This is a genomic window from Streptomyces sp. JJ66 (assembly GCF_019303495.1).
GTDB lineage: Bacteria > Actinomycetota > Actinomycetes > Streptomycetales > Streptomycetaceae > Streptomyces.
In genome coordinates this window covers 73,939-99,723 of record NZ_JAEVFI010000009.1, presented here as the reverse complement: position 1 = coordinate 99,723, position 25,785 = coordinate 73,939, and the positions used below count along the sequence as shown (strand labels likewise).

24 protein-coding genes and 2 pseudogenes are annotated in these 25,785 nt (G+C 73.7%); 13 read left to right on the top strand and 13 right to left on the bottom strand.

The genetic code is table 11. From position 1 onward, the window contains the following. Positions 1-106 precede the first annotated feature (106 nt). A complete protein-coding gene (locus JJV70_RS08870) occupies positions 107-1,048 on the top strand; it encodes a slipin family protein (protein WP_219047223.1) in 942 nt (313 codons plus the stop codon). A 179-nt stretch (positions 1,049-1,227) separates the two neighbouring features. On the opposite strand, the gene JJV70_RS08865 is transcribed toward JJV70_RS08870, so the two are convergent. Further along, positions 1,228-2,256, bottom strand: a complete 1,029-nt coding sequence (locus JJV70_RS08865) for an aspartate-semialdehyde dehydrogenase (protein WP_219047222.1) — start codon at positions 2,254-2,256, stop codon at positions 1,228-1,230. Positions 2,257-2,466: 210 nt separating this feature from the next. Here JJV70_RS08865 and JJV70_RS08860 point away from each other — a divergent pair, with 210 nt between their 5' ends. Then, positions 2,467-2,883, top strand: coding sequence for a VOC family protein (locus JJV70_RS08860; RefSeq protein ID WP_257573627.1), 417 nt, complete (start codon positions 2,467-2,469; stop codon positions 2,881-2,883). Between the two features lie 44 nt (positions 2,884-2,927). Here JJV70_RS08860 and JJV70_RS08855 read toward each other — a convergent pair whose 3' ends face one another. Continuing rightward, positions 2,928-3,521 carry a histidine phosphatase family protein gene (locus JJV70_RS08855; protein ID WP_219047221.1) on the bottom strand — a complete coding sequence of 198 codons (594 nt, stop codon included), beginning with the start codon at positions 3,519-3,521 and terminating at the stop codon, positions 2,928-2,930. 183 nt (positions 3,522-3,704) lie between these two features. Here JJV70_RS08855 and JJV70_RS08850 point away from each other — a divergent pair, with 183 nt between their 5' ends. Both JJV70_RS08850 and JJV70_RS08845 read left to right on the top strand, forming a co-directional pair. Continuing rightward, positions 3,705-7,193 carry a DNA polymerase III subunit alpha gene (locus JJV70_RS08850; RefSeq protein ID WP_219047220.1) on the top strand — a complete coding sequence of 1,163 codons (3,489 nt, stop codon included), beginning with the start codon at positions 3,705-3,707 and terminating at the stop codon, positions 7,191-7,193. A 5-nt stretch (positions 7,194-7,198) separates the two neighbouring features. Then, positions 7,199-8,191, top strand: a complete 993-nt coding sequence (locus JJV70_RS08845) for a hypothetical protein (protein ID WP_219047219.1) — start codon at positions 7,199-7,201, stop codon at positions 8,189-8,191. 231 nt (positions 8,192-8,422) lie between these two features. Here the strand turns inward: JJV70_RS08845 and JJV70_RS08840 are convergent, their stop codons facing one another. Continuing rightward, positions 8,423-9,499, bottom strand: coding sequence for a lytic polysaccharide monooxygenase (locus tag JJV70_RS08840; RefSeq protein ID WP_219047218.1), 1,077 nt, complete (start codon positions 9,497-9,499; stop codon positions 8,423-8,425). Positions 9,500-10,044: 545 nt separating this feature from the next. Here JJV70_RS08840 and JJV70_RS08835 point away from each other — a divergent pair. Then, entirely contained in the window at positions 10,045-10,455 is a 411-nt protein-coding gene (locus tag JJV70_RS08835) for an SH3 domain-containing protein (RefSeq protein WP_219047217.1), read from the top strand. A gap of 80 nt (positions 10,456-10,535) precedes the next feature. On the opposite strand, the pseudogene JJV70_RS08830 reads toward JJV70_RS08835, so the two are convergent. Then, positions 10,536-10,733, bottom strand: a pseudogene (locus tag JJV70_RS08830) (GNAT family N-acetyltransferase); the annotation flags it as partial. A gap of 146 nt (positions 10,734-10,879) precedes the next feature. Here JJV70_RS08830 and JJV70_RS08825 point away from each other — a divergent pair. Together JJV70_RS08825 and JJV70_RS08820 are read left to right on the top strand one after the other, a co-directional pair. Continuing rightward, positions 10,880-11,257 carry a GntR family transcriptional regulator gene (locus JJV70_RS08825; protein WP_219047216.1) on the top strand — a complete coding sequence of 126 codons (378 nt, stop codon included), beginning with the start codon at positions 10,880-10,882 and terminating at the stop codon, positions 11,255-11,257. Positions 11,258-11,478: 221 nt separating this feature from the next. Further along, entirely contained in the window at positions 11,479-11,742 is a 264-nt protein-coding gene (locus tag JJV70_RS08820) for a hypothetical protein (RefSeq protein ID WP_219047215.1), read from the top strand. A 109-nt stretch (positions 11,743-11,851) separates the two neighbouring features. On the opposite strand, the gene JJV70_RS08815 is transcribed toward JJV70_RS08820, so the two are convergent. After that, complete coding sequence (locus JJV70_RS08815) at positions 11,852-12,664, bottom strand: GntR family transcriptional regulator (protein ID WP_219047214.1); 813 nt, start codon at positions 12,662-12,664, stop codon at positions 11,852-11,854. Between the two features lie 48 nt (positions 12,665-12,712). Then, positions 12,713-14,023 (bottom strand): homogentisate 1,2-dioxygenase, encoded by a 1,311-nt coding sequence (hmgA, locus tag JJV70_RS08810; RefSeq protein WP_219047213.1) that lies wholly within the window; start codon positions 14,021-14,023, stop codon positions 12,713-12,715. Positions 14,024-14,346: 323 nt separating this feature from the next. Between hmgA and JJV70_RS08805 the strand changes: the two genes are divergently transcribed. Then, entirely contained in the window at positions 14,347-15,774 is a 1,428-nt protein-coding gene (locus JJV70_RS08805) for an aldehyde dehydrogenase family protein (RefSeq protein ID WP_219047212.1), read from the top strand. A gap of 80 nt (positions 15,775-15,854) precedes the next feature. Further along, positions 15,855-16,499 carry a TetR/AcrR family transcriptional regulator gene (locus JJV70_RS08800; protein ID WP_219047211.1) on the top strand — a complete coding sequence of 215 codons (645 nt, stop codon included), beginning with the start codon at positions 15,855-15,857 and terminating at the stop codon, positions 16,497-16,499. A 71-nt stretch (positions 16,500-16,570) separates the two neighbouring features. Here JJV70_RS08800 and JJV70_RS08795 read toward each other — a convergent pair whose 3' ends face one another. Beyond that, on the bottom strand, positions 16,571-17,032 hold the full coding sequence (locus JJV70_RS08795) for a MaoC family dehydratase (RefSeq protein ID WP_219047210.1): 462 nt from the start codon (positions 17,030-17,032) through the stop codon (positions 16,571-16,573). Positions 17,033-17,211: 179 nt separating this feature from the next. Further along, positions 17,212-17,631 (bottom strand): annotated as a pseudogene (locus JJV70_RS08790) (hypothetical protein); the annotation flags it as partial. A gap of 213 nt (positions 17,632-17,844) precedes the next feature. Between JJV70_RS08790 and JJV70_RS08785 the strand changes: the two are divergent. Next, on the top strand, positions 17,845-18,378 hold the full coding sequence (locus JJV70_RS08785) for a putative immunity protein (RefSeq protein ID WP_219047209.1): 534 nt from the start codon (positions 17,845-17,847) through the stop codon (positions 18,376-18,378). 247 nt (positions 18,379-18,625) lie between these two features. Here JJV70_RS08785 and JJV70_RS08780 read toward each other — a convergent pair whose 3' ends face one another. The 4 genes from JJV70_RS08780 to JJV70_RS08765 all read right to left on the bottom strand — a co-directional run bounded on the left by JJV70_RS08780 (position 18,626) and on the right by JJV70_RS08765 (position 21,070). Next, positions 18,626-19,123 (bottom strand): gluconokinase, encoded by a 498-nt coding sequence (locus JJV70_RS08780; protein WP_219047208.1) that lies wholly within the window; start codon positions 19,121-19,123, stop codon positions 18,626-18,628. After that, on the bottom strand, positions 19,120-19,503 hold the full coding sequence (locus tag JJV70_RS08775; RefSeq protein WP_374227263.1) for a DUF202 domain-containing protein: 384 nt from the start codon (positions 19,501-19,503) through the stop codon (positions 19,120-19,122). Before JJV70_RS08775 ends, JJV70_RS08780 begins: the two co-directional genes overlap by 4 nt. After that, positions 19,500-19,898, bottom strand: a complete 399-nt coding sequence (locus JJV70_RS08770; protein ID WP_219047207.1) for a YidH family protein — start codon at positions 19,896-19,898, stop codon at positions 19,500-19,502. The genes JJV70_RS08775 and JJV70_RS08770 overlap by 4 nt, the downstream gene beginning before the upstream one ends. A 110-nt stretch (positions 19,899-20,008) precedes the next feature. Next, positions 20,009-21,070, bottom strand: coding sequence for an ATP-dependent DNA ligase (locus tag JJV70_RS08765; RefSeq protein ID WP_219047206.1), 1,062 nt, complete (start codon positions 21,068-21,070; stop codon positions 20,009-20,011). 128 nt (positions 21,071-21,198) lie between these two features. Between JJV70_RS08765 and ligD the strand changes: the two genes are divergently transcribed. Next, positions 21,199-22,206 (top strand): non-homologous end-joining DNA ligase, encoded by a 1,008-nt coding sequence (gene ligD / locus JJV70_RS08760; protein WP_219047205.1) that lies wholly within the window; start codon positions 21,199-21,201, stop codon positions 22,204-22,206. A gap of 231 nt (positions 22,207-22,437) precedes the next feature. Here the strand turns inward: ligD and JJV70_RS08755 are convergent, their stop codons facing one another. Next, positions 22,438-22,677 carry a chaplin gene (locus JJV70_RS08755; RefSeq protein WP_219047204.1) on the bottom strand — a complete coding sequence of 80 codons (240 nt, stop codon included), beginning with the start codon at positions 22,675-22,677 and terminating at the stop codon, positions 22,438-22,440. 364 nt (positions 22,678-23,041) lie between these two features. On the opposite strand from JJV70_RS08755, the gene JJV70_RS08750 reads away from it, so the two are divergent. Both JJV70_RS08750 and JJV70_RS08745 read left to right on the top strand, forming a co-directional pair. After that, positions 23,042-24,220 carry a glycosyltransferase family 4 protein gene (locus JJV70_RS08750; RefSeq protein ID WP_219047203.1) on the top strand — a complete coding sequence of 393 codons (1,179 nt, stop codon included), beginning with the start codon at positions 23,042-23,044 and terminating at the stop codon, positions 24,218-24,220. Beyond that, positions 24,217-25,749, top strand: coding sequence for a sugar transferase (locus JJV70_RS08745; protein WP_257573626.1), 1,533 nt, complete (start codon positions 24,217-24,219; stop codon positions 25,747-25,749). The genes JJV70_RS08750 and JJV70_RS08745 overlap by 4 nt, the downstream gene beginning before the upstream one ends. The last annotated feature ends 36 nt before the right edge of the window (positions 25,750-25,785 follow it).

Sequence of the window (25,785 nt, the reverse complement as noted above, 5' to 3'; positions counted from 1 at the left end):
CCCTGAAATTTGGGACAAATTTTCCATAAGCTCCTGTACGGCGCCTGACGCGGCGCCCGCCTCGCGTCGTGCCGGCCGCTCGCACGGGCCACGGCAGGGGGCCACCATGGTCATGGAATTGCTGATCGCGGGGGTGGCGGGCGGCGCCGCGTACTTCCTGGCCGCCGCACGCGTCATCCGGCAGTTCGAACGCGGGCTGGTCTTCCGGCTGGGCAAGGTCCGCTCCGACGTCAAGGAGCCCGGCTTCCACCTGATCGTTCCGGTGCTGGACCGGATGCACAAGGTAAACCTGCAGATCGTCACGCTGCCGGTACCCGCGCAGGAGGGCATCACCCGGGACAACGTGACGGTGCGGGTGGACGCGGTCGTCTACTTCAAGGTCGTCGATCCGGCCGACGCCATCATCCGCGTCGAGGACTACCGCTTCGCCGTCTCCCAGATGGCGCAGACCTCACTGCGGTCCATCATCGGCAAGAGCGACCTGGACGACCTGCTGTCCAACCGCGAGAAGCTGAACCAGGGCCTGGCCATCATGATCGACAGCCCGGCCGTGGAGTGGGGCGTGAACGTTGACCGGGTGGAGATCAAGGACGTCTCCCTGCCCGAGACGATGAAACGCTCGATGGCCCGGCAGGCCGAAGCCGCGCGGGACCGCCGCGCCCGCGTCATCAACGCCGACGCGGAGTTCGAGGCGTCCAAGAAACTCGCGCAGGCGGCGCAGCAGATGGCCGACACCCCGGCGGCGCTGCAGCTGCGCCTGCTCCAGACCGTCGTGTCCGTGGCCTCCGAGAAGAACTCCACCCTGGTGCTGCCCTTCCCGGTGGAGCTGCTGCGCTTCCTGGAGCGCGCGGCGCAGCACGGGCCGCCGCACCCCGAGGCCCAGGCGCCCGCCTCCGCCCCCGCCCAGGCGCCCGCCTCCGCCGAGTCTCCGGTACCGGTGGAGCCCCCGGACCCCGCCGGGCGCCGCCCCGTGGAGCCCGCGGCTGCCGTCCCCGACAGCGTTCCGCCCGACGCGCTGGAACCGACCCCGCCCGCCCCGCAGCCGTAACCCGCTGGGAGCGGGAGGAACGTCCGGCTGGAGCGGACGACACGGCGCGGGCCAGGGAAACCGGCGGCCAGCGGGGCGACGGTGCGGGGAAGCCGCTGACCCACTCCGCCCCGCACACCGCGAGGTCTCCGGCGCCGCCACGGCACCGGAGACCTCACAGGGGACGTCAGCCGGTCAGCTCAGGTCAGCTCGGCCGCGACCAGCTCGGCGATCTGCACGGCGTTGAGCGCCGCGCCCTTGCGCAGGTTGTCGTTGGACAGGAACAGCGCCAAGCCGTGCTCCACCGTCTCGTCGCGGCGGATGCGGCCCACGTAGCTCGGGTCCTGCCCGGCGGCCTGTAGCGGGGTGGGGATGTCCGACAGGGCCACGCCCGGTGCGCCTGCCAGCAGCTCCCGCGCCCGCTGCGGGCTGATCGGCCGCTCGAAGCGCGCGTTGATCTGGAGCGAGTGACCGGTGAACACCGGCACGCGCACACAGGTGCCCGACACCTTCAGCTCCGGGATGCCGAGGATCTTGCGGCTCTCGTTGCGGAGCTTTTGCTCCTCGTCGGTCTCCTCCAGGCCGTCGTCCACGAGGGAGCCCGCGAGCGGCAGCACGTTGAAGGCGATCGGACGCTTGAACTTGTCCGGGGCCGGGAAGTCCACGGCCGAACCGTCGAAGGCCAGCTGCGTGGCGTCGGCCTCGACGGCCTTGCGCGCCTGGCCGTCCAGCTCCGCCACCCCGGCCAGGCCGCTGCCGGAGACCGCCTGGTAGGTGGCCACGACCAGCGCCGCCAGCCCGGCCTCCTGGTGCAGCGGACGCAGCGCGGGCATCGCGGCCATGGTGGTGCAGTTCGGGTTGGCGATGATGCCCTTCGGCCGCTCCAGCGCGGCCTGCGGGTTCACCTCCGAGACCACCAGCGGAACCTCCGGGTCCAGCCGCCAGGCGGAGGAGTTGTCGATCACGACCGGACCGGCGGCCGCGACCTTGGGTGCCAGCTCGCGGGACGTGGCGCCGCCGGCGGAGAACAGCACGATGTCGAGCCCCGCGTAGTCGGCCGTGGTCGCGTCCTCGACCGTGACCTCGCCGTCCTTCCACGGCAGCGTGCGTCCCGCCGACCGTGCGGAGGCGAACAGGCGCAGCTCGTCCACGGGGAAGTCCCGCTGCGCCAGGATGTCGCGCATCACGCTTCCGACCTGGCCGGTGGCGCCGACGATGCCGATTCTCATGGGGCTCCTTCGCTTGAGTGACTGGTGTCCCGAGGTTGGCCCCTACCCTGCTCGGGGAAGGCTACGGGTGCCAGTTCTTTGACATCCGTCACACCCGGTGACCGCACCACAGGCACGGGCGGACCGGACGAAACGTCCTCTTCATCGTAAACAGTGGGCCGCTGAGTAGGATCGGCCACAGCTGCCGCTCCCAGGGGAAGGGCCTTGAGGATGAGAGAACGCGTCACCCCCCAGCCGTACGAGAACCCTCCGGCAGCCTCCGATTTCGGGCTCGGCCTGCACCACGTGCAGCTCGCGCTCCCGCCCGGCGACGAGGAGCTGTGCCGCACCTTCTACGTGGACGTGCTCGGCATGACGGAGGTGGCCAGGCCGCCGGAGCTGGCCGGGCGCGGCGGGCTGTGGGTGCGAGCGGACCACCTGGAGATCCACCTCGGCGTGGAGGACGACTTCCGTCCCGCCCGCAAGGCCCACCCCGGCATCCTCGTCGCCGACCTCGACGCGCTGGCGGACCGGCTCACCGACAAAGGCGTGCACGTCGTCTGGGACGCCGCCTTCCCCGGATACCGCCGCTTCTACGTCCACGACTGCCACGGCAACCGCCTGGAGTTCCTGAGCCCGGAGGTCTGAGATGACCGAGCGCAAGCCACCCGGCATCGACTTCGAGGCGGCCCTCACCGAACGTCGCGCGGCGCGCCCGGCGGACGGAGATGCCCCGCGTCGTTGAACGCGACCAGTTGCGCGGGCCGCCCCGGCACATACCGGATCACGGTCAGCGCGGCGTTGTCATGGTTCAGCCCCAGCCATCGCCACCGGGGCGCGTCCAGGGCATCTCGGACCAGCCAGCCCGCCAGGAAGTTGTGCGTCACCACCAGCTCGTGCCGCTCGCGGTCTCCTGGCACCGGCCCGGTGAACCGGGCCACCGCGCGAGCCGCCAGCTGCGCCCCGCCGCCCGCCGGGAGCCGGGCGAGGAAGCCGAGGTACCGGTCGGTCGATCCGGACGGCAGCTCGTCCTGGCCCGGCCGGTACGGAACGTAGTCCCCGGCCTCCTCCGAGCGGACCAGCGGAACGCCGGGCAGCCGTCCGCTGATGACGTGCGCGGATTCCGTAGCCCGGGCCAGTGGACCGTGGTAGATCGCCGCGAGCGGCACGTCCCGCAGCCGCACGCCCAGCAGTGCCGCCTGCCGCCGTCCGGTCTCGCTCAGCGTGCTCTCGTCGGGCACGGCCTCGCCGTGCCGCGTCAGGTACAGGTACCGCGTCGCCGTCATGTTTCTCCGGACGCCACGGACGGGGTGATCGGTTGCGGGGACGCAGCCCGCCTTCGGTATCGGCGAGCCGAGCGACACCAAGGGTCAGTCGAACGCGCATTCGAATATCGGTTTACAGTAGAACGCGGAAGGTCCAGTTGGGCGGGGGTGCGAGGGGGTGGCTGAGGTGGCGAGGAGGCGCGGATGGGCGGCTTTACGCATCTGCACGCCGTCTCCGGCTGCTCCGCCCGATACGGCGCCTCCCACCCCGAGCAGCTGGCCGAGCGGGCCGCCGAGCGGGGAATGGACGCGCTCGCGCTGACCGACCGGGACACGCTCGGCGGGGCGGTGCGGTTCGCGCAGGCGTGTGAGCGAGTGGGGGTCCGGGCGCTGTACGGCGTCGAGCTGGCCGTGGCTCAGGCACACGCGGACGCGCCGGGCAGGCGGCGCCCACCGGCACGCGGCGGGGCCTTCGTGGACGAACCGGGCCAGCGTGTGGTGTTCCTCGCCCGGGACGGCGCTCGCGGCTGGGCGGAGCTGTGCCGGCTGGTGACAGCCGCACACCGGGACGTCACGGCGGGCGCACCCGTTGGCATGGGCACCCGTCCGGAGCTGGCCTGGGCCGACGCGGCGGCCGATGGTGTCACCGTGCTGCTCGGACCGTCGTCCGACGTGGGCCAGGCGCTGGCCGCAGGGCGCCCGGACAAAGCGGCGCGTCATCTGCGCGCCTGGCGTGAGGTGTACGGAGACGCGCTGCGCCTGGAGGTCGTCGGCTCCGCGCCGCGCCGCCAGGCCGCGCGGATGCTGGGGCTGGCCGCCGAGCAGGGCGTCGTGCCGGTGCTGACCAACGCCGTGCGCTATGCCGACGCGGGCCTGGGACCGGTCGCCGACGTACTGGACGCCGCCCGGCGGCTGGTGCCCATCGATCCGGCGAAGGGGCTGGACAACGGTGAGCGCTGGCTCAAGGGTCCGGAGGCGATGGCCGACGTCGCGCGCGGTATCGCCGAAGCGGCCGGGTTCCGCCGCGAGCTGGCGCACCGCCTGCTGGCCCGCACCGAGGAGACGGCGGCCCAGTGCCGGGTGGACGGTGGCGACGACCTGGGCATCGGCAGCGCCCACTTCCCCGAGCCCTACCTCGTCGGCGCGCACGCCCGCACCGCCGACCGGGTGCTGCGCTCGCGCTGTGCCGGGCAGATGCTGGTACGCCGCTACGACCGGGACCGCCATCGCTGGGAGCGGCTGGAGCGGGAACTTGGCGTTATCGAGCGGCACGGCTTCGCCTCGTACTTCCTCACCGTCGCGCGGGTGGTCGATGACGTGCGTGCGCTCGGCGTCCGGGTCGCCGCGCGCGGCTCCGGGGCGGGTTCGCTCGTCAACCATCTGCTGGGCATCACCACCGCCGATCCGGTCGAGCACGGCCTGTTGATGGAGCGGTTCCTCTCCGAGCACCGCAGGGCGCTGCCGGACATCGACATCGACGTGGAGTCCGCCCGCCGTCTGGAGGTCTACCGGGCGATCTTCCAGCGGTTCGGCGAGCAGCGCGTGGCCACCGTGGCCATGCCGGAGACCTATCGGGTGCGGCACGCGGTGCGTGATGTCGGCGCGGCACTGGGCCTGGACCCGGCCGAGGTGGACCGGCTGGCCAAGGCGTTTCCGCATATCCGCGCCCGCGATGCCCGGTCCGCGCTCGCCGAGCTGCCGGAGCTGCGCGGAGTGGATGCCGAGCGGTACGGGCCGCGTATATGGGAGCTGGTCGAAGCGCTGGACGGTCTGGTGCGCGGCATGGCCATGCACCCGTGCGGTGTGCTGCTCTCGCACGCGGGCCTGCGGGAGCGCACCCCGGTGGCGCCCACCAGCGGCGAGGGTTTCGCCATGTCCCAGTTCGACAAAGACGATGTGGAAAGGCTCGGCCTGCTGAAGCTGGACGTGCTCGGGGTGCGGATGCAGTCTTCGCTCGCCTACGCCGTCGAGGAGGTGCAGCGGACCACCGGCACCCGCCTTGACCTGGACGCCCTCGATCTGGTCGGCGGAAGCGATGAGAAGACGTATCAGCTGATCCGGTCGGCCGAGACCCTCGGCTGTTTCCAGATCGAGTCGCCGGGGCAGCGCGACCTGATCGGCCGCCTCCAGCCGTCCACGTTCCACGACCTGGTGGTGGACATCAGTCTGTTCCGCCCCGGCCCGGTCGCCGCCGACATGGTGCGCCCGTTCATCGAGGCCCGGCACGGCCGCGCCCCCGTGCGCTACCCGCACGCGGACCTGGAACCGGCGCTGCGCGAGACCCGGGGCGTCGTCGTCTTCCACGAGCAGATCATCCACGTGGTGGCCGTCATGACCGGCTGCGACCGTTCCTTCGCCGACGAGACCCGGCGTGCGCTCGCCGACCCCGGGCTCCAGCCGAGCATCAAGGCATGGTTCGAACGCCACGCCGCCCGGCGGGGCTACGCCGGGCACGTCATCGAACAGACCTGGGAGATCGTGGAGGCGTTCGGCGCCTATGGTTTTTGCAAGGCGCACGCTGTCGCCTTTGCGGTACCGACGTACCAGTCCGCGTGGCTGAAGGCCCATCACCCAGCCGCCTTCTACGCCGGGGTGCTCACCCACGACCCGGGCATGTACCCCAAACGGCTGCTGCTCGCCGACGCCCGGCGGCGCGGGGTGCCGATCCTGCCGCTGGACGTCAACCGGTCCGACGTTCCTTATCGAATCGAACTGGAGTCCGAGTCAGGGTGCTGGGGTGTGCGGTTGGCGCTCGGCGAGGTGCGCGGCATCAGCGAGACGGACGCCGCCCGCATCGCCGCCGGGCAGCCCTACCGCTCACTGCACGACCTGATGGAACGCGCCCGCCCCTCCCGCCCGGTGGCGGAAAACCTCGCCCGGGCCGGCGCGCTGGACGCCTTCGGCGGCAACCGGCGTGACCTGCTGTTGCACCTGGCCGAACTGCACCGCGGCCGCCGCCGGGGCAGCGACGCGCCGCAACTGCCGTTCGACGGCGCCCCCCAGGAGCCCCGGGCGGCCTCGGGCGGCCCGGCGACGGGCACACGGAGCGACGGTCCCGCCGCGCCACCCGCAGGACTGCCTGACCTGGACGAGAACGAACGGCTCGGCGCGGAACTCGGCATCCTCGGGCTGGACGCCTCCCGGCACCTGATGGGCGACCACCGCAGCTTCCTGGACGAACTCGCCGTGCGCCCCGCCCGCGCCCTGACCGACGTGCCGCACGGCGAGACGGTGCTCGTCGCCGGAGCCAAGGTGGCCACCCAAACCCCGGCGATCCGGTCCGGCAAGCGCGTTATCTTCGTCTCCCTCGACGACGGCACCGGGCTGACCGACCTGGCGTTCTTCGAAGACAGCCACGCCGCTTGCGCGCACACCGTCTTCCACTCCTGGCTGCTGCTGGTGCGCGGCGTGGTGCAGCGGCGTGGGCCACGCGGCTTCAGCGTCGTCGGCTCCGCCGCCTGGAACCTGACGGAACTGGCCGAACTGCGCCGCACTGGCGGACTGGACGCCGTCGCCACCCGTCTCGCCGAACAGCCCGGCGCCGCGCCGGATGGCGGTTCCGGACGCCGCATCCGCCTGGCCACCGGCTACGAGATGCACCCCTGGGCCGATCTCCGCCCGGCCGGCGAGTCACCCTCGTCCCCACAGGGCGGCCGCAAGCTGTGGCACTCCAGTCCCGGAAGCGCGGGGTGAGCACCATGCCTCCCTCCCCGGCCGTCCTCTACGTGCACTTCGGTGCCGGGCTCACCGAGGAGCGCTACCCCCGGCTGCTGGACCTGCTCGCCGATATCACCCCTGTCGTGCAAGCACTCCCACCGGACGCCGCGCTCGCCGACGTGCGCGGCGCGCTGCGCTACTTCGGGCGGACCGCCCCGGAACTGGCCGAGCTGATCCGGGTCCGCGCCCTGGCTCACTACGACGTGCTCTGCACCGTCGGAGCCGGGGGCAACCCGCTGCTGGCCCGTATGGCCGCTCAGTCCGGGCCACCCGGACAGGTGCGCTCGGTACCCGGCGAACCGGCCGCCGTCACCGCGTTCCTGCACCCCAAACCGGTGGCCGCGCTGTACGGCGTCGGTCCCGCGACGGCCCAGACGCTGGGCACCTACGGCCTGGACACCGTCGGCCGCGTCGCCGCCGCGCCGCCCGCCACGCTGCAACGCATCCTCGGCGCCGCCCCGGCCCGCCGTCTGCTGGCCCGTGCCCGGGGCGAGGACGCCACCCCGGTCGTGCCCAGCGCTCCGGCCCGCTCGGCCGCCGCCGAACACCGCTTCGGACGGGATGAACTGGACGCCAGCCAGCGTCGCCGCGCCCTGCTCACCCTCGCCGACGGTCTCGGATACCGCATGCGCCGCGACGCCCAGGTGGCCCGCGCGCTCACCCTCACCGTCCGCTACGCCGACCGTTCCACCACCACCCGCACCCGCGCGCTGCCCGAACCCACCGCGCACACCGCGGCGCTGACCGCCCTGGCCTACGCCCTGCACGACGCGCTCGGCCTCCAGCGCGCCCGGGTGCGTGCGCTCACCCTGCGCGCGGACGACCTCACGGCCGCCGACCTGGCCTCGCGGCAGCTCTCCCTCGACCCGCGCGAGGAGAAGGCCCGCCGCGCCGAGGCCGCCGCCGACCGGGCCCGGAACCGCTTCGGTGCCGGTGCCGCCCATCCGGCGGGGAGGCTGGGGGAGGTCGCGTAGTTGGCAGCCCCGGGCGCCGTGACCATCGGGCGCGGTCGCACCGCGTTCCCCGTGTTCTCCGTGCGCGGGTCACAGAGTGCCGACGAGGCGTCAGACGCGGGACGGCCGTCCGGTGAGCGGGCGGGCTCACCGGACGGCCGTGGCCCCCGCCGGGTGGGTGGGACCGGCGGGGGTGGTGCGCGGTGCGGTGGTGGCGCATGACCCCACTGTGGCCACCCGCACCGCGATGGTTCACGCCCGGTGACGGCCTGCGGCGCGGCGGCGCAGGGTGACCAGCACGATGGCGGTTCCGACCGCGAGGGCCGCGGTGCCGCCGAGGGCGATCGTGCGGGCGGTGTCGTCGGCGCCGGTCTCGGCCAGGTTCACGTCCTCGGAGCCGCCCGCCGGTGCGGGGCCCGCGTCGCTGTCCTCGCTGTGGTGGGCGACGGACTCCTGGTCGTCGGCCGGGGACGGCTCCGGTGCGTGGTCCTCCGTGTGGTCCTCCCGTTCGGACCGCGTCCCGTGCTCCTCGTGGGGCGCGTCGCCGCCGTGGCCGTCGTGGCTGACCGTGGACTCCTCCCGGCCCGCCTCGATCTGCTCCCGCGTCGGTGCGGAGGGCTGCGAGGTCTCCTCGGCGGGCGGCTCGGCCCCGGCCTGCGCATCGTCACCGCCCGGCTGGGCACCGGCGTCGCCGCCGAAGGTGACGTCGGAGCAGGTGTAGAACGCCTCGGGGCTGTCCGAGCGCTGCCAGACGCTGTAGATCAGGTGGCGTCCGGACTTCTCCGGGATGTCGCCGCTGAAGGAGTACGCGCCGTTCGCGACCTTCGGCTCGGTCACCTTCGCAAACGGCTCCGGCTCCAGGTCCGCCCAGGTCAGCGGTTGCGTCGGGTCGTAGCCGTCCTTGGTGATGTACAGCTCGAAGGAGCCCTTGTGCGGGGCGGTGGCGGTGTAGCGGAAGGTATGGGTACCGCTGTTCATCGCCGTCGCGGGCCAGTCGGCGCGGGGCAGGTCCAGGCCCCGGTACTTCTCGCGGCCCGCCGAGCAGAGTTCGCCGTCGGGGATGATCTCGCGGTGCCGTCCGGCAGCGTCGCCGATGTTGACCTCGTTCCAGTCGTAGAAGGCTTGCGTGCCGCTGGCCGCGATCGCTGCCTTGCACGCCGCCGAGTCGGGGCTCTCCGGTCCCTCGGCGTAGCAGGCGGCCACCCGGCTGACCGGATCGGCCAGGGACCCGTGCGCGACGGCGGGCGTCGCGGCCAGACCGGTGAGCGCGAGCGGCGCCACACCGAGTGCGGTGAGGGCGACGGCCCTGGTCGTACGGCGAGCAGTCATCGTGCGGACTCCTTCGAAGAAACGGGGCAAAAGGTGGGGGGCCGGGTCCGGGGGCGTACCTGAGCCGGGGCCCGCTACCGGGCGCCGACGCGGCCGGAACCCGCCTGGCGGAACAGCACGTTAGCCCCACCGACCAGCGATTCCGCCCGGCTTCCGGCCTCCGCGGTGATCCTTATGGTGCGGTTAAGGAAGCGCTGAAAGCCGGTTAAAGAACCGCCACGGGTGTGCGAGCCTGGCGAACATGACGACTCGGCACATCGCGCTGCTGCGCGGCATCAACGTCGGCGGGCGCAACAGCTGGGGCCTGTCGGCGGGTCGTCGGGCATCGGTTCAGTCAGGCATGGGTGACAGACAGTCAACTGAGCACGCGTGCGGGCCACTCCACCAGCGGTGCCCGGTTCGTCCGCACGGGTGAGGTGCCGGGATGGCGCGGCCCTGGCCACCGGCGGCGCCCGCATGCTCAAAGGCACGCGCGGAGCTGAGCGACCGGTGGTGCGCCGCACCCCGGAGGCGTCCGCGAAACCACTCGAACCGATGGAGAAACCGTGCTGAAGTCCGCGAAGACAGCCGCCGCCCTGGCAGCCGGTGCCCTCGCACTCGGTGTGCTGGGCGCGGCACCCACGCTGGCCGCTGACGAGGGCCCCGAGGTGGCCAAGAGCAACGCCGAGACCATGCCCGCGCAAAAGGAGGCGGCCGACCACAGTGAGGTGGCCGACGCCAGCCACATCGTCTACGGCCGGGTCGTCGCCCGCACGGCCGTGAACATCCGCTCCAAGCCCACCACCCACTCCAAGGTGCTCGGCAGCTACCGGCACGGCGCGAAGATCGCGCTCGACTGCAAGGTGCGCGGCCAGAACGTGAACGGCAACAACATCTGGTACAAGCTGTACGACCGCCACGCCTGGGTCACCGCCCGCTACGTCAAGAACCTCGACTACGTCCCCTGGTGCCACTGACCGGCGACGAGCGGCGATGAACCGCCGGGGGCCGGGCGCGGCGCACCGCCGCCCCGGCCCCCGCCGCTGCCCGGCGGGGCCTACAGCTCCTTGACGTACCGCCACTCCGACAGGAACGGCTCGTAGCCGAACCACCGGTTGACCGCCAGCATGGGCGCGTTGTCCGCGTCGTTGCCGGTGAACGCCTCGCGGTAACCGGCCGCGCGGCTGCGGGTGAGCGAGTCGTGCTTGACGGTGCGGGCCAGGCCCCGGCCCCGGAAGGCGCGCCGGGTCCCGGTCGGGAACGGCAGCATCTGGCGCCGCAGCTCCAGCACGTCCGGCGCGTCCTCGGTCCGCAGCTCGCGTACTTCGATCGTCATGGCGCCGGACGTTACGCTGGCGCCGCCGCCCCGCGCCTGTGAATTTCCCGCCCGCTGGAGCACCCGTGACGCTGCGCCTGTCCATCGACCCCGACGCCACCACCGCCCCCTATGAGCAGGTGCGCGCTCAGATCGCCGAGCAGGCCCGCTCCGGCCGCCTCCCGGTCGGGTACCGGCTGCCGACGGTACGCGGGCTCGCGAGCGAGCTCGGGCTGGCGGCCAACACGGTGGCGAGGGCGTACCGGACGCTGGAGGGCGACGGGGTGATCGAGACGCGGGGCCGGGCGGGAACGTTCGTCGCCGCGGCCGGGGACGCCGCTGACCGGGCCGCTGCCCACGCCGCCCGGGAGTACGCCCAGCACGTGCGGCGCCTCGGCCTGGACCACCCCGCGGCCCGCACCGCCGTCGAGGAGGCCCTGCGCGCCGCCTACGGCACGGACTGACCGTGCGGATGTGTGGTGGCCTCTCCGCCGTGTCTGACGCCCGGAGTGACAGGGGGTGCGGGGGTTGCCGGGGGTTCCTCCGGTGCTTTCGGCGGGGGGTGGTGATTCGTCAACAGCCTTACCGGGCAGGTGAATCCCAGGCCCGGGTTACCCGCCGGTCCGCGCCGGGCGATAGTCTTGGTCTGCCCGGGCCGGGTGCCGTCGTACGGGTGGGGAGTGACATGGAACAGATAACAGTTCGCAGCAGGGCGCGGGTGCCCGCGATCAACTGCCGTACCGGTAGGACGGGTACCCGTCTTGACCGGCACCTCAGCGTGATCGGCGGCCCGGCCGTGCCGCAGGGCGAGGCGGAGGAGGCCACCACCCTGATGCGCGAGCTGACCACGCGCGACGTCACCCGCGGCCGCGGCAGCCGTGGCGCCCGCGTCTCGCTGTTCGCGCCCCTGCGCCGCCTGCGCCGCTCGCTCTTCGGCGGTCACGGCTAAGCGGCCTCGGCGGACCGGGCTCAGCGGCCGCTCGCCGAGCGGGCGCTGCCGGGCCGGCGCGGCTGGGTCCCGGTGAGCACGGTCACGGTCCGGCCACCCGGCCCCCGCGTCAGCCAGGTCCCTGGCCGGTGGCCTCGTCGCCGGTGATCCCGTCTCCGTCGTCGGGGTCATCGGTGACGTTCTCCACCGTGACGGAGAAGGAGAACCGGTCGCCGCGGTAGTGAATCCGCGCCACGTCCACCACCCGGTCCCGCGTGTCGAACGTCACTCCCGTGTAGTGCAGGATCGGGCTCAGCAGCGGCACCTGGAGCAGTCTGGCCGTCTCCGGGTCGGCCAGCCGCGCCTCCACGGTGTCGGTGATCCGGCTGATCCGGACCCCCACTTCATCCCGCAGCAGCTTCGTCATCGGCATGCGTTCGAGCGCGGCCGGATCGATCCGGGCCGCGATGTCGGGGTGGATCAGGTTCTCCGCCCAGTTCGTGGGTTCGCCCGTGGCCCGGTCGCGCCGCACCCGGCGGTAGGACACCGCCTGCGGGACGCCCGGGAAGTGCTCGGCCAGTTCGGCCGGTACCGGGGCCGGGCCGTGGCCGAGCAGTGTGGTGTCCTCGCCGGACTGCTGGGCCACGATGGTGTCCACCGAGCCCAGCAGCCGCACCGCGCGGCCCCGGCGGGCGGCGGGCTCGATGAACGTCCCGCGCCGCCGGTGCCGGGTGATCAGGCCCTCGCCCTCCAGCTCCTTGAGCGCCTGCCGCATGGTGAGCACGCTGACGCCGTAGTGCTCGGCCAGCGCGTCCTCTGTGGGCAGCCGCAGCGGAGCCTGCGGTGACCGGCCGAGTATCGAGGCCCGCAGCGACTGCGACACCTGGTACCACAGCGGCAGCTTGCGGTTCAGCTCGACGGAGTCTGGAGCGAAGAGGGTCACCGTATTGCCTCCGGGCCACCCGGGCCGGACGCCGGTGGCGCCTCGGCGTCAGTCGCGGAAGTGTCGCTGCAGACCCTGCCACACATCGTCGTAGTCCTGCTGCCGGTGTCCGGCGCCGAGGGCCTGGGCCGTCGCCGTCACCGGCCAGCGGGTCTCGAACATGAAGGCCAGGCCGTCGTCGATCTTCTGCGGCCGCAGCTGAGCGGCGCTCGCCGCCTCGAAGGTGTCCCGGTCCGGGCCGTGCGCCGACATCATGTTGTGCAGCGACCCGCCGCCCGGCGTGAAGCCCTCGGCCTTCGCGTCGTAGGCGCCCTCGATCAGGCCCATGTACTCGCTCATCACGTTGCGGTGGAAGTACGGCGGCCGGAAGGTGTCCTCGCCCACCAGCCAGCGCGGGGCGAAGACGACGAAGTCCACCCCGGCCAGGCCCGGGGTGTCCGAGGGTGAGGTCAGCACGGTGAAGAGGGACGGGTCCGGGTGGTCGTAACTGATGCTGCCCAGCACGTTGAACCGGCGCAGGTCGTAGACGTAGGGGACGAGGTTGCCGTGCCAGGCGACGACGTCCAGCGGTGAATGGCCGTACTCGGCGGCCCACAGCGCGCCGCAGAACTTGTTCACCACCTCCACCGGGCGGTCCGCGTCCTCGTAGGCGGCCGTCGGGGCCAGGAAGTCGCGCGCGTTCGCCAGGCCGTTCGCGCCGACCGGGCCGAGCTCCGGCAGGAGGAACGGCTGCCCGTAGTTCTCGCAGACGTAGCCGCGGGCGCTGCCGTCCACCAGCTCGACCCGGAACCGCACCCCGCGCGGGACCAGCGCCACGTGGCCGGGCGCGGCGTGCAGCCGCCCGAACTCGGTGTGCAGCAGCAGGGCCCCGGACTCCGGGACGATCAGCAACTCGCCGTCGGCGTCGCTGAACACGCGGTCCGTCATCGACGCGGTGGCCGCGTACAGGTGGATCGCCATCCCGGCGCGCTGCGTCACGTCGCCGTTGCCGCCCACGGTCCACAGGCCGTCCACGAAGTCCGTCCCCGCCACGGGCATCGGAGGCGGGTTCCAGCGCAGCCGGTTGGGGTCCGGCACCTCGGTGAACGGCGCGGTGTGCAGGGTGGGATGGGCACGCGTGCCCGCCAGCCGGGTGAACTTCGGGTGCGCGGCCGAGGGGCGGATGCGGTACAGCCACGAGCGCCGGTTGTGCGCCCGTGGCTCGGTGAAGGCGGTACCGCTCAGCTGCTCCGCGTACAGCCCCAGCGGCGCGCGCTGCGGTGAGTTCCGGCCCACCGGCAACGCCCCGGGCACCGCCTCGCTGCTGTGTTCGTTCCCGAACCCGGAGAGGTATTCCAGTTCCGCGTCACTGCTGCCCATCCGCTTCTCCTGCCGACCGCCCAACCTATTCCTATGCGGAATCATAGGAATCACGTGTCGGTCCGCAACCCCCGCCACGCTCTCGCAGTGAGAAAACCCGGTGCGCCCACCCGCCCCACGTGCCACCCCGTGGCTCATAGGGGGTGGCACGCGGCAGCCCCCAGCCCGTCTGGCTCCTGCGGAGGAGGGTCGCAGACATGCCCCACCTCGGCGGGAAGCCGCCCACGTGGGAAGCCACCGAGGAAGACACGCACCCCACGGAGTGAGCGAACGCACCCGCCGCGCCGCTGACACCCGCGGGCCAGCGCCGTTAGCGTGAACGCATGCAGGCACATGACGCGCTCTACCTCTCCGGCATGTGGCGCGCGGCCCGGCGCCCGGCCACCGCCGACGCCATCGAGGTCCGCAACCCCGCCACCGAGGAGGTCATCGCCCGCGTCCCGGCGGCCACCGCCGAGGATGTCGATGCGGCGGTCAGCGCGGCCCGTGCCGCACTGTCCGGCTGGGCGGAGACGCCGCCCGCCGAGCGCGGCGCCCGCATCGCCGCGCTGCGCGACGCGCTCGCCGCCCGGCGGGACGAGATCGCCGCGACCGTCACCGCCGAACTCGGCGCGCCTCTGTCGTTCTCCCAGACCGTGCACGCCGACCTGCCCATCGCGGTGGCCGGTTCCTACGCCACCATCGCCACGGAGTACGCCTTCGAGGAGCGGGTGGGCAACTCCCGGGTGTGGCAGGAGCCGATCGGGGTGGTCGGCGCCATCACGCCGTGGAATTACCCGCTGCACCAGATCGTCGCCAAGGTGGCGCCCGCACTCGCGGCAGGCTGCACGGTCGTGCTCAAGCCCGCCGAGAACACCCCCCTGGTCGCCCAGCTGTTCGCCGAGGCCGTGGACGCCGCCGGTTTCCCCGCCGGTGTCTTCAACCTGGTCACCGGCTACGGTTCCGTGGCCGGGGAGGCACTGGCCGGGCATTCAGGCGTGGACCTGGTCTCCTTCACCGGCTCCACCGCCGTCGGCCGCCGCATCGGCGCGACCGCCGGCGCCGCCGTCAAGCCGGTGGCCCTGGAGCTGGGCGGCAAGTCCGCCAACGTCATCCTGCCGAGCGCGGACCTGTCGAAGGCCGTCAAGGTGGGCGTCGCCAACGTCATGGCCAACTCCGGTCAGACGTGCAGCGCCTGGACCCGCATGCTCGTGGACGCCGACCGCTACGAGGAGGCGGTGGAGCTGGCCGCCGCGGCCGTCGCGAAGTACGTGCCCGGCGACCCGGCCGACGCCGCCACCCGCATCGGTCCCGTCGTCAGCGCGGCCCAGCGCGAACGCGTCACCGGCTACATCGCCGAGGGTGTGCGGGAGGGCGCCCGGCTCGTCGCGGGTGGCGACCAGGCGCCCGAGGGGTGCGAGCGGGGCTGGTATGTGCGCCCCACCGTCTTCGCCGACGTCACGCCGGAGATGACGATCGCCCAGGAGGAGATCTTCGGCCCGGTGCTGTCGATCCTGAAGTACGACGACGCCGACGACGCCGCCCGGATCGCCAACGACACCGTGTACGGCCTGTCCGGCGCGGTGTGGGCGGGCGACGAGGAGGAGGCCGTGGCCTTCGCCCGCCGCCTGGAGACCGGCCAGATCCACGTCAACGGCGGCCGTTTCAACCCGCTCGCCCCCTTCGGCGGGTACAAGCACTCCGGCGTCGGCCGGGAACTGGGGACGCACGGGCTGGCCGAGTACCTGCAGACCAAGTCGCTCCAGTTCTGAGCGGCGTCGTTGCCCTGAGCAGCCGCTCAGCCGCCGATGTATGGTGTTCGCCCGGTCGATCGAAGCGGGGCGAGGAGCACATGGCACAGGCGGCCAGAGCGGGAGCACGGGCCCGGGGCGGCACCCCGGACGACTCCTGGGACGGCATCTCGCCCGACGCGGCGCGCCGCCTGCTGGTGGCCGCCGTCGAGGCGTTCGCCGAGCGCGGCTTCCACGCCACGACGACGCGCGACATCGCCGGCCGCGCCGGGATGAGCCCGGCCGCGCTCTACATCCACTACCGCACAAAGGAAGAGCTGCTCTTCCACATCAGCCGCGTCGGGCACGAGCGCTCGGTGCGGCTGCTGTCCGAGGCCGCCGACGCCGAGGGCCCGTACCGCGAGCGGCTGGCCGGGGCGGTGCGCACGTTTGTGCGGTGGCATGCCGAGCACCACACCACCGCGCGGGTGGTGCAGTACGAGCTGAGCGCGCTGGAGGAGGAGCACTACGCGGAGATCGTCGGGCTGCGGCGGCGCTCGGAGAAGATCATGTGCGACCTGGTGGTGGCCGGAGCGGAGGCGGGGGAGTTCGCGGTGGACGATCCACGGGCCACGGCGCTCGCGGTGCTGTCGCTGTGCGTTGACGTCGCGCGGTGGTTCTCGCCGGGCGGGCGCCGCACGCCCGACGAGATCGGCGCCTTCTACGCCGGGCTGGCGCTGCGCATGGTGGGCGCGCTCGCGCGCTGATCCGGCTCCGCGTCCGGGTCCACCGTGCAGCGGTTCCGGGCGGGCGATCAGCGCAAGCGGCGGGCTGGACGCTAGAGGTAGTAGCGGCTGACGCTTTCGGCCACGCAGACGGGCTTGTCGCCGCCCTCACGCTCTACCGTGACCTGGGCGGTGAGCTGGACGCCGCCGCCCACCTCGCTGACGTCGGCGACACGTACCCGCGCGCGCAGCCGGGAACCCACCGGCACGGTGGCGGGGAAGCGCACCTTGTTGACGCCGTAGTTGACGCCCATGCGCACGCCCTCGACCCGGATCACCTGCGGCACGAACGCGGGCAGCAGCGACAGCGTCAGGTAGCCGTGGGCGATCGTCTGCCCGAACGGACCCCGCGCGGCGCGGCCGGGATCGACGTGAATCCACTGGTGGTCACCGGTGGCGTCCGCGAACAGGTCGATGCGCTTTTGGTCCACCTCCAGCCAGTCGCTGGGGCCGAACTCCGCACCGACCGCCGCCCGCAGTTCGCCGGCCGAGGTGAAAACCCGGGGCTCCGTCATCTGCCGCACGCACCTCTCCGCTGCCCTGTGACCCTGCTAAGCGCTTGCTCAGCATGCTGTGGCGGGTGCGGAGCTGTCAACGCCGGGACGGCCGCCTCCCCGCCTCCCCGGCATCCGGCCGCCCGGGGTCAGCTCGCGGCCAGTACCGGGGCGCGCGTGTCGGCGCCGCTCACGCTCGCCTCCATCCCGGCGATCAGCCCGCGCAGCACCACGGCCAGCGGAGCGCGCGGTGTGCTCGCCGGATCGTCGAAGCGCAGCAGCGCCCGGCCGCCCCAGGTGTGGCGGTGCCAGTCGTCGAGCGCGGTGGGCTGCCGGATGCCCAGGTGCTTTTGCTGTCGGCGCCGCCGCGCGAACTCCTGCTCGTACGTGAGCCATACCGCCCGTGCCTCCTCCAGCTCCTCCAGCGCGGCGACCAGCCGCACCGGCTCCGGCGTGCGGTCCTCGGGCCGGAACCCGGCCCGTGCGCACAAGTGCTGCCAGGTGGCGCGGTGGCCGTAGGGGGCGAAGCGCTCCAGACACTTGCGCAGCGCCTGGCGTCGCTGGGACGGCGCGCGGGCGGGGTCGCGGACCTGCGCGGCGAGAGCTCTGAAACCGGCCAAGGTAATCCCACCTCCGTCTGCAAGGGACCTCACGGGACCGAGTGGCTGCCGATAGGACGTGTCACACCACCGATTGGCTCCCGCCTACCCGCAACGAACGGACCCAGTGCCCCGAGTTCCCGTCCGGCCCCGGCGAGCTTCGGCGCCTGGCCGGTGTCGGTGTTCGCCGGAACCACGTGCCGCGCCACTCGTGCCCGGTGGCACCATGGACCCGTGCCCACCGCCCCGGACAAGATCGAGCTGAGCGACGACGAACTCCGTGCCCTCACGGGCTACGCGGCTACCTGCGCGAGCAGAACGCTGCCGATCTTCGAGCAGACCCCTCCCACGGACCCCCGTCCGCGCGAGGCCATCGCGGCGGCACGCGCTTTCGCCGGGGGCGGTCGCCGCACGAACGCGCTGCGGCAGAGCGCATGGGCGGCGTTCCGGGCGGCGCGGGGCGCCACCTCACCCGCCGCGGCCGATGCCGCCCGCGCGGCGAGCCACGCCGCCGGTGCCGCGTTCCTCCACCCCCTGGCCAACGCGCACCAGGTCAAGCACGTACTCGGCGCGGCAGCCCACGCGGCGCGGGCGGAGGAGCTGGCGGCCGTGGCAGACCGGTGTGTCACCGCCGGAACCCTCGACTGGGCCCGCCACCACGCTCCGCCCGCGGTGAGGGCCGTCCTCGCCCGGCTGCCCGCCGCCCCACCCGGTGGCGGCCGCGTGGGGGAGCTGATGCGCGCTCTCGACGCGGCGCTGCGCGCCTGAGGCCGTTGGCCGTGCCCCGTGGCGCCGCCTGAGCGGGTAGATCGCGGGACGTGCGTGGCGGGAACCAAGCGCGCACACGGTGCTGATCGAGAACCAAGAGGCCCTCGCACCTCCACGTCTTGCTGTTCCCCACCGGGGTGGTTCCCACCCGGCTGGTGTTGATCGTGGAAAACCTGTCGGGTCGCAGACCTGGCGAGCAGTGGGAGCCAGGAATCCCCTGCTTCAGTCATGCTTCAGCCGGGGAGGGTCAAGCCTCCGGCAACTGGGCCACCGTGCGCGCCAGTACCTGCTCGGGCGTGCCGTCGATGGAGACGACGCCGCCCGCCTCGTCGGCGTCCAGCTGCTCCAGCGTGTGGAACTGCGACCCCAGCAGCGCCGGTGGCATGAAGTGCCCCTCGCGCCCCGCGAGCCGTTCGGCGATCAGCTCGGGCGTGCCGTCGAGGTGGACGAAGAAGACGCCGGGCGCGTCCTCGCGCAGCCGGTCGCGGTACCGGCGCCCCAGCGCGGAGCAGGCGACGACGCCGCCTCCCCCGGCGTGCTCGGCGAGCCAGGAGGCGATCGCGTCCAGCCAGGGCGCGCGGTCCGCGTCGTCCAGCGGCGTACCGGCGGCCATCTTCGCGACGTTACGCGGCGGGTGAAAGTCGTCGGCCTCGGCGTACGGCACCGACAGCCGCTTCGCGAGCCGCTCACCCACCGTGGTCTTGCCCGAGCCCGACACGCCCATGACCACGACCAGTGCTGTCATCGGAGCATCACCATTCCCACCATCGCGAGGAGCACCGGGCAGCCCGCGACCGCCCAGGCGGCGCGCGGACGCAGCGGGGCCGGGGGAGCCGGACCCAGCGCGCGGCCCCTGCGGTGCGCCAGGGCGGCGAGCAGCAGTCCGGTCACCAGCACGGCCGCCACCGCACCGTACCCGGCGGCCGACGGACCGGAGGCGAGAGCCTGCCGCAGCAGCAGCGCACCGGCAACGGTGTAGGCCAGCGTCGTGCGCCGCCACGCCAGCCGGGTGCGCTCGGGCTGCACCCCGGGATCGCGCGGTGCCCCCGGGTCCCGCCGCACTCCGGGGTCGCGCGGCGGCCCGTCCGCGCCACGGGAACCGCCGTCCTGCGCGCGCCCGCTCACCGGGCCGGGCCGTCCAGCACCACCACAGCCACCACCAGCAGCGCGGCCAGCCCGGTGCCGACGGCGAGCGCGGCGGGGAAGCGGGAGGCGGGCAGGTCCTCGCCGCGCCGCATGGCCCGCTCGCACCGCACCCAGTGGTGCACGGCCCGCACCGCGCACACCGCGCCGGTGAGCAGCAGGGCCACGGCGATGGCGGTGCGCGCGCCGGTGCCGAGCCGGGTGAGGAACTGATCGACCGCGAGCCCACCCGCGACCAGGGCCAGCGCGGTGCGAATCCACGCCAGGAAGGTGCGCTCGTTGGCCAGGGAGAAGCGGTAGTCGGGCTGCGGGCCCGCGTCCCGGAGCCGCCCGGGCGAGAACCACAGCCGCACCGCGCGTCCGAGCCGTCTGATCATGGGACGAGCGTAGGTGAGCACGGGGTCGCGCGCCGACGGCAAGTGGAATACCGGATTCCGCTTCCATCCGGAGCCCGGTCCCGCGCAGGGGGGCGGTCGCGGGCGGCGCCCTACCCGTTCAGCACCTCGGCCAGGTCGTAGCTGACGACCTCCGCCAGCTGGGCGTAGGTGCACTCCTCAGGGCGGCGGTCCGGGCGCCAGCGGCGGAACTGCGCGGTGTGGCGGAAGCGGTCACCCTGCATGTGGTCGTAGGCCACCTCGCACACCCGCTCGGGCCGCAGCGGCAGCCAGGACAGGTCCTTGCGGCCGCTCCACCGGCTCGGCCCGCCGGGCATCCGGCTGGACGCCTGCGCCTGTTCGTCCTGCCAGCTGGCCCACGGGTGCCCGGCCGCACTGTCCATCCGCAGCGGTTCCAGCTCCTCCATCAGCTGGTGCCGCCGCGCCATGGTGAAGGCCCCGCACACCCCGACGTGCTGGAGGCGGCCGGTGCCGTCGTACAGGCCGAGCAGCAGCGAGCCGACGACGGGACCGCTCTTGTGGTAGCGGACCCCGGCGACGACGCAGTCGGCGGTGCGCTCGTGCTTCACCTTGATCATCAGGCGCTGGTCGGGCCGGTAGGGCAGGGTGAGCCGCTTGGCGATGACGCCGTCCAGCCCGGCGCCCTCGAACTGCTCGAACCAGCGCTGGGCGACGCGGTGGTCCGTGGTGGCGGGCGCCAGGTGCACGGGGGGAGCGGCGTCGCGCAGGGCCGCGCCCAGCACCTCGCGGCGCTCGCCCAGGGGCACCTCCAGCAGGGCGGTGTCGTCCAGGGCCAGTATGTCGAAGGCGACGAAGCTGGCCGGGGTGGTCCGGGCGAGCATCCGCACCCGGGAGTCCGCCGGGTGGACGCGCTGCTGAAGCGCGTCGAAGTCCAGCCGCCCCTCGCGGGCGACGACGATTTCGCCGTCCAGTACGCAGCGCCGTGGCACGTTGGCGCGCAGCGCCTCGACCACCTCGGGGAAGTAGCGGGTGAGCGGGTTGGCCGAGCGGCTGCCGATCTCCACCTCGTCGCCGTCCCGGAAGACGATCGCCCGGTAACCGTCCCACTTGGCCTCGTAGTGCATGCCCGGCGGGATCTTCGCCGCCGGTTTGGCGAGCATGGGTTTCACGGGGGGCATCACCGGTAGGTCCATGCCGCGATTGTCTGACCGCGAGTGTCTGACCGCGAGGCGGCCCGCGCCCGCCGGGCGGTGGGCGCCCGGTGGCGGGGACGCGTGCCCGCCACCGGGCGCGGTGCGGCGGACGCGGCTAGCGTGGGCGCATGGGCCAGGCGGTGGAACTGGAGATCGGTGAACGCACCGTACGACTGTCGAACCCGGAGAAGGTGTACTTCCCCGAGCGCGGCTTCACCAAGCGGGACGTCGCGGACTACTACACGGCGGTCGGCACGGGCATCCTGCGCGCCCTGCGCGACCGCCCCACCACCCTGCAACGCCACCCGGACGGCGTAACGGGGGAGTTCTTCTTCCAAAAGCGCGCGCCGAAGAACCTGCCGGAGTGGATTCCCACCGAACGGATCACCTTTCCCAGCGGTCGGCACGCCGACGAGATCTGCCCCACCGAGGTGGCCGCCGTGGTGTGGGCCGCGAACCTCGGCACCCTCTCCTTTCACCCCTGGCCGGTGCGGCGCGGCGCCGCCGACCACCCCGACGAACTGCGCATCGACCTCGACCCGCAGCCCGGCACCGACTACACCGACGCGGTGGGGGCCGCGCGGCGCCTTCAGGAACTGCTGGACGAGCTGGGCCTGCGGGGCTGGCCCAAAACCTCCGGCGGCCGGGGCCTGCACGTCTTCGTACCGATCGCACCGCGCTGGACGTTCGTGCAGGTGCGGGCGGCCGCGATCGCCGTGGCCCGGGAACTGGAGCGCCGCGCGCCACAGCGGATCACCACCGCCTGGTGGAAGGAGGAGCGCGGGGAGCGCATCTTCGTCGACTACAACCAGACGGCCCGGGACCGCACCATCGCCGCCGCCTACTCCATCCGCCCGCACCCGGGGGCGCGGGTTTCCGCGCCGCTGAGGTGGGAGGAACTGGACGACGCCCGCCCCGAGGACTTCGACCTGGCCACGATGCCGGAACGGTTCACGCGCCTGGGCGACGTGCACGCGGACATGGAGGAACACGCGTTCGCGCTGGAACCGCTGCTGGAGATGGCCGAGCGGGACATGCGTGAACACGGCATGGGTGACCTGCCGTATCCGCCGGACTATCCGAAGATGCCGGGCGAGCCGAAGCGGGTGCAGCCGAGCCGGGCACGCCGCCCCTGATCCGCGCGCGGCGGAAACCCGGGCGGGGCGGCCTTGCACCCCTTTCGGCTTCCCCGCCGCGCGGGCCGCTGTCGTCGTCCCCGCGTCCTCGCGCGCCGGGAGTCGCTGAAAGCCGAGAGGCCGAGAGGCCGAGAAGCCGAGAAGCTGAAACGCGCCAGCGGAAGTGCTCCGGCTGGGCATGCGACGGCCCGCAGACGCGACGGCGTCTGCGGGCCGCTTGCTGCCGCTGCGTCAGTCGTTGATGCAGACGTTCCCGAAGGTCGGGTTCAGCAGGGCGATGACGTTCACGGTGTTGCCACACAGGTTCACGGGGATGTGGACCGGAACCTGGATGACGTTACCGCTCAGCACGCCGGGGCTGTTGACGGCCGCGCCGTCGGCGTCGGCGTCGGCCATCGCCGCACCCGCCCCACCGACGACCAGGGCGCCGGCGGCAGCGGCCATGGTGGTGGCCTTGACGATGCGCTTCATCACGATCTCCTTCTGGAAATGGCGTTCGTTGGGCATCCCGCTCAACGACGGGTCGCGCGTGGGGATACGCCTCATCACCCGTTGGTGACGTTCCGTGCGCCGCCCGGCGGCAGGGAGATACGGGAGAGAACTGGACGTATCAGTCCTATCGCGTGAATATCAGCGCGTCTCACATCTCATCGGATCATTTTCTGTCAAGGTGCTGGTCGATGTCCGGCGCGCTCCGCCGAGCACGCACCGGGGATGCCCACCGGTGCTGCCGCCCGAGTCCGCAGCCCGGACTCAGCCGTCCACCGTCCACCGGCGGACCCCGCCCGCCCCACACCCGCTGACCCGCCGCACCCGGCCCGGGGGAGGACCACGCGTGCCGCACGACCGCCAGCCACCGCGCCCGCTCACCGTGCTTCACGTCGCCCAGCCCGTGGACGGCGGTGTGGCCGCGGTCGTCACCGATCTGGCGGACGCGCAGGGCCGGGCCGGAACGCGGGTCCACCTGGCCTGCCCGCCCGGCGGCACGCTCGCCGAGACCGCCGCCACGGCCGGTGCCACCGTCCACCCCTGGCCCGCCGGACGCGCGCCGGGGCCCGCGCTGCCCGCCGAGACGCGGCGGCTCGCCCGGCTGGTGCGCCGCCTGGGACCCGATGTCGTCCACGCCCACAGCGCCAAGGCCGGGCTCGCCGTCCGGCTGGCCCTGCGCGGCCGTCTCCCCACGCTGTTCCAGCCGCACGCCTGGTCCTTCGAGGCCGTGGACGGGGCCGCCGCCGCGCTCGCGCTGCGCTGGGAGCGGGCCGCCGCACGCTGGGCCGCGCGGGTGGTGTGCGTCAGCGAGGAGGAGCGGCGGCGCGGCGCGGAGGCCCGGATCGCCGCGCGCTGGGCCGTGGTCCCCAACGGGGTGGACCTCGGCCGCTTCCGTCCCGCCGCCCCCGCCGAGCGGGTCGCGGCCCGTGCCGCCCTGCCCGCGCTGGACGGCGTGTCCGCCGCCGCGCCGCTGGTGGTGTGCGTAGCCCGGCTGTGCCGCCAGAAGGGTCAGGACGTGCTGCTGCGCGCCTGGCCCGAGGTGCACGCCGCCCACCCCGGCGCCCGCCTCGCCCTCGTCGGCGACGGACCCGACCGGGCCGCCCTGCTGCACGCCGCACCCGGCGGCGTGCTCCTCGCCGGGGCCACGGCCGACCCGGTGAGCTGGTACCGCGCCGCCGACCTCGCGGTCCTGCCCTCGCGCTGGGAGGGCATGGCGCTCGCCCCGCTGGAGGCCATGGCCTGCGGGCGTCCAGCGGTGCTCACCGACGTCACCGGGGCCCGCGAGAGCCTGCCCGCCGACCTGCGACGGCACTGCCTGGTGCCGCCTGAGGACCCGGCCGCGCTGGCGCGCACGCTGCGGCGGCTGCTGGCGGACGCCACGCTGCGGGAGCACATCGCCCACCGTGCGCAGCACCACGTCCGCACCACCCACGACGTACGGCACACCGCCGCCGCCGTCTCGGAGCTGTACCGGGACCTCACCGGCGGCCCGTACCCGGAGCACAGGGAGCGCATCGAGCGATGACCACCGAGAGCGCGGACGCCGCCGGCCGGGGCCCCGTGATGGCCGCCCAGCACGCCACCCCGGCCGGCCCCACCACCACGGCGGCCGACGAGGCCACTGTCGCCCCCGGACCCTCGGCCCCGGCGGCCTTCCCGCCACCCCGTTCGGCCGCCCGGCCCGCCCCGGGCGCCGGACGGTCCGCGTCCCGGGGCCGGGGCCGGGTGGGCCGGGCGCTGGGCGTGGCGGACTGCCTCGCCGGGGCCGCCGCCGTCATTGCCCTCGCGCTGACCGGCACCGTCGCGACCCCGCCCGCCGTCCTGGCGCTCGCGCTGCCGCTCGCGCTGATGCTGGGCTCCCGCGCGGGTTTGTACCGGCCCGGTCCACTGGCCGCCGCGGCCGACGCGCTGCCGAACCTGCTCGCCCGCTTCGGCGCCGCCTGGGGGCTGGCCGCCGCGGCGTGGGCGGGACTGAGCCCGCGTCAGCCGCTGGAGCTGGGCGACCTGCTCGCCGTCGTCGCCGCCCACGTCCTGGCCGCCACCGCCGCCCGTGGCCTCGTCCTGGCTCTCTGGCGGCGCCGCGCCCGCTGCCGCCCGCGCTCCACGCTGCTCGTCGGCGGCCAGGCGGCCGGGCAGCGGCTCGCGGCGGCGCTGCACGAGCACCCCGAGTACGGCCTGCGGCCGGTGGGCCTCGTCGGCGAACCGGGCGAGGCCGACGGCGGCGGCACGCCCGCGCTGCCCGTGCTCAGCACGCCGGAGGACGTCACCCGGGCCGTCATCCAGAACGCCGTGCGGGACGCCGTTCTCCTCCGCGACCCCGAGCACGCCCCGCACCTCGCCGACATGGCGGCCCTGCTCACCGCCGAGGGCTGCACCCTGTGGGTGATCAGCGGCGGCACGCCCGGTGCCGCCCCGCCCGACACCCACCTGTGGGGCCACGGCTGCCGCCGTCTGGACCCGCCTCCCAGCCGCCTGCCCGGCGCCGTGGCCAAGCGGCTGCTGGATGTCGCCCTGGCCGTCCCCGCCCTGGTGCTGGCCGCGCCCGTCCTGCTGGCGTGCGCCACCGCGGTACGCCTGAGTGACGGGCCCGGCGTCATCTTCCGCCAGGAGCGCATCGGCCAGGACGGCCGCCCCTTCACGCTGCTGAAGTTCCGCACCCTGCGCCCCGCCGACGCCTACGAGTCCGCCACCTTGTGGAGTGTCGCCCACGACCGGCGCATGAGCGCGGCGGGGCGGCTGCTGCGCCGCACCTCGCTGGACGAGCTGCCGCAGCTGTGGAACGTGCTGCGCGGCGACATGAGCCTGGTCGGGCCGCGTCCGGAACGCCCGTACTTCGTCGCCAAGTTCAGCCAGGCATTCCCCGGCTACGGGGAGCGGCACCGGATGCCCGTCGGCATCACCGGACTCGCCCAGGTGCACGGCCTGCGCGGCGACACCTCCATCGAGGACCGCGCCCGCTTCGACAACCACTACATCACCAGCTGGACGCTGTGGCGGGACGTCCGCATCCTCGTCCGCACCGCCACCTCCCTCTTCCGGCACGGAGGGAGCTGAGGGTGTCCACGGCGACCACGGCGACCACGGCGGCCA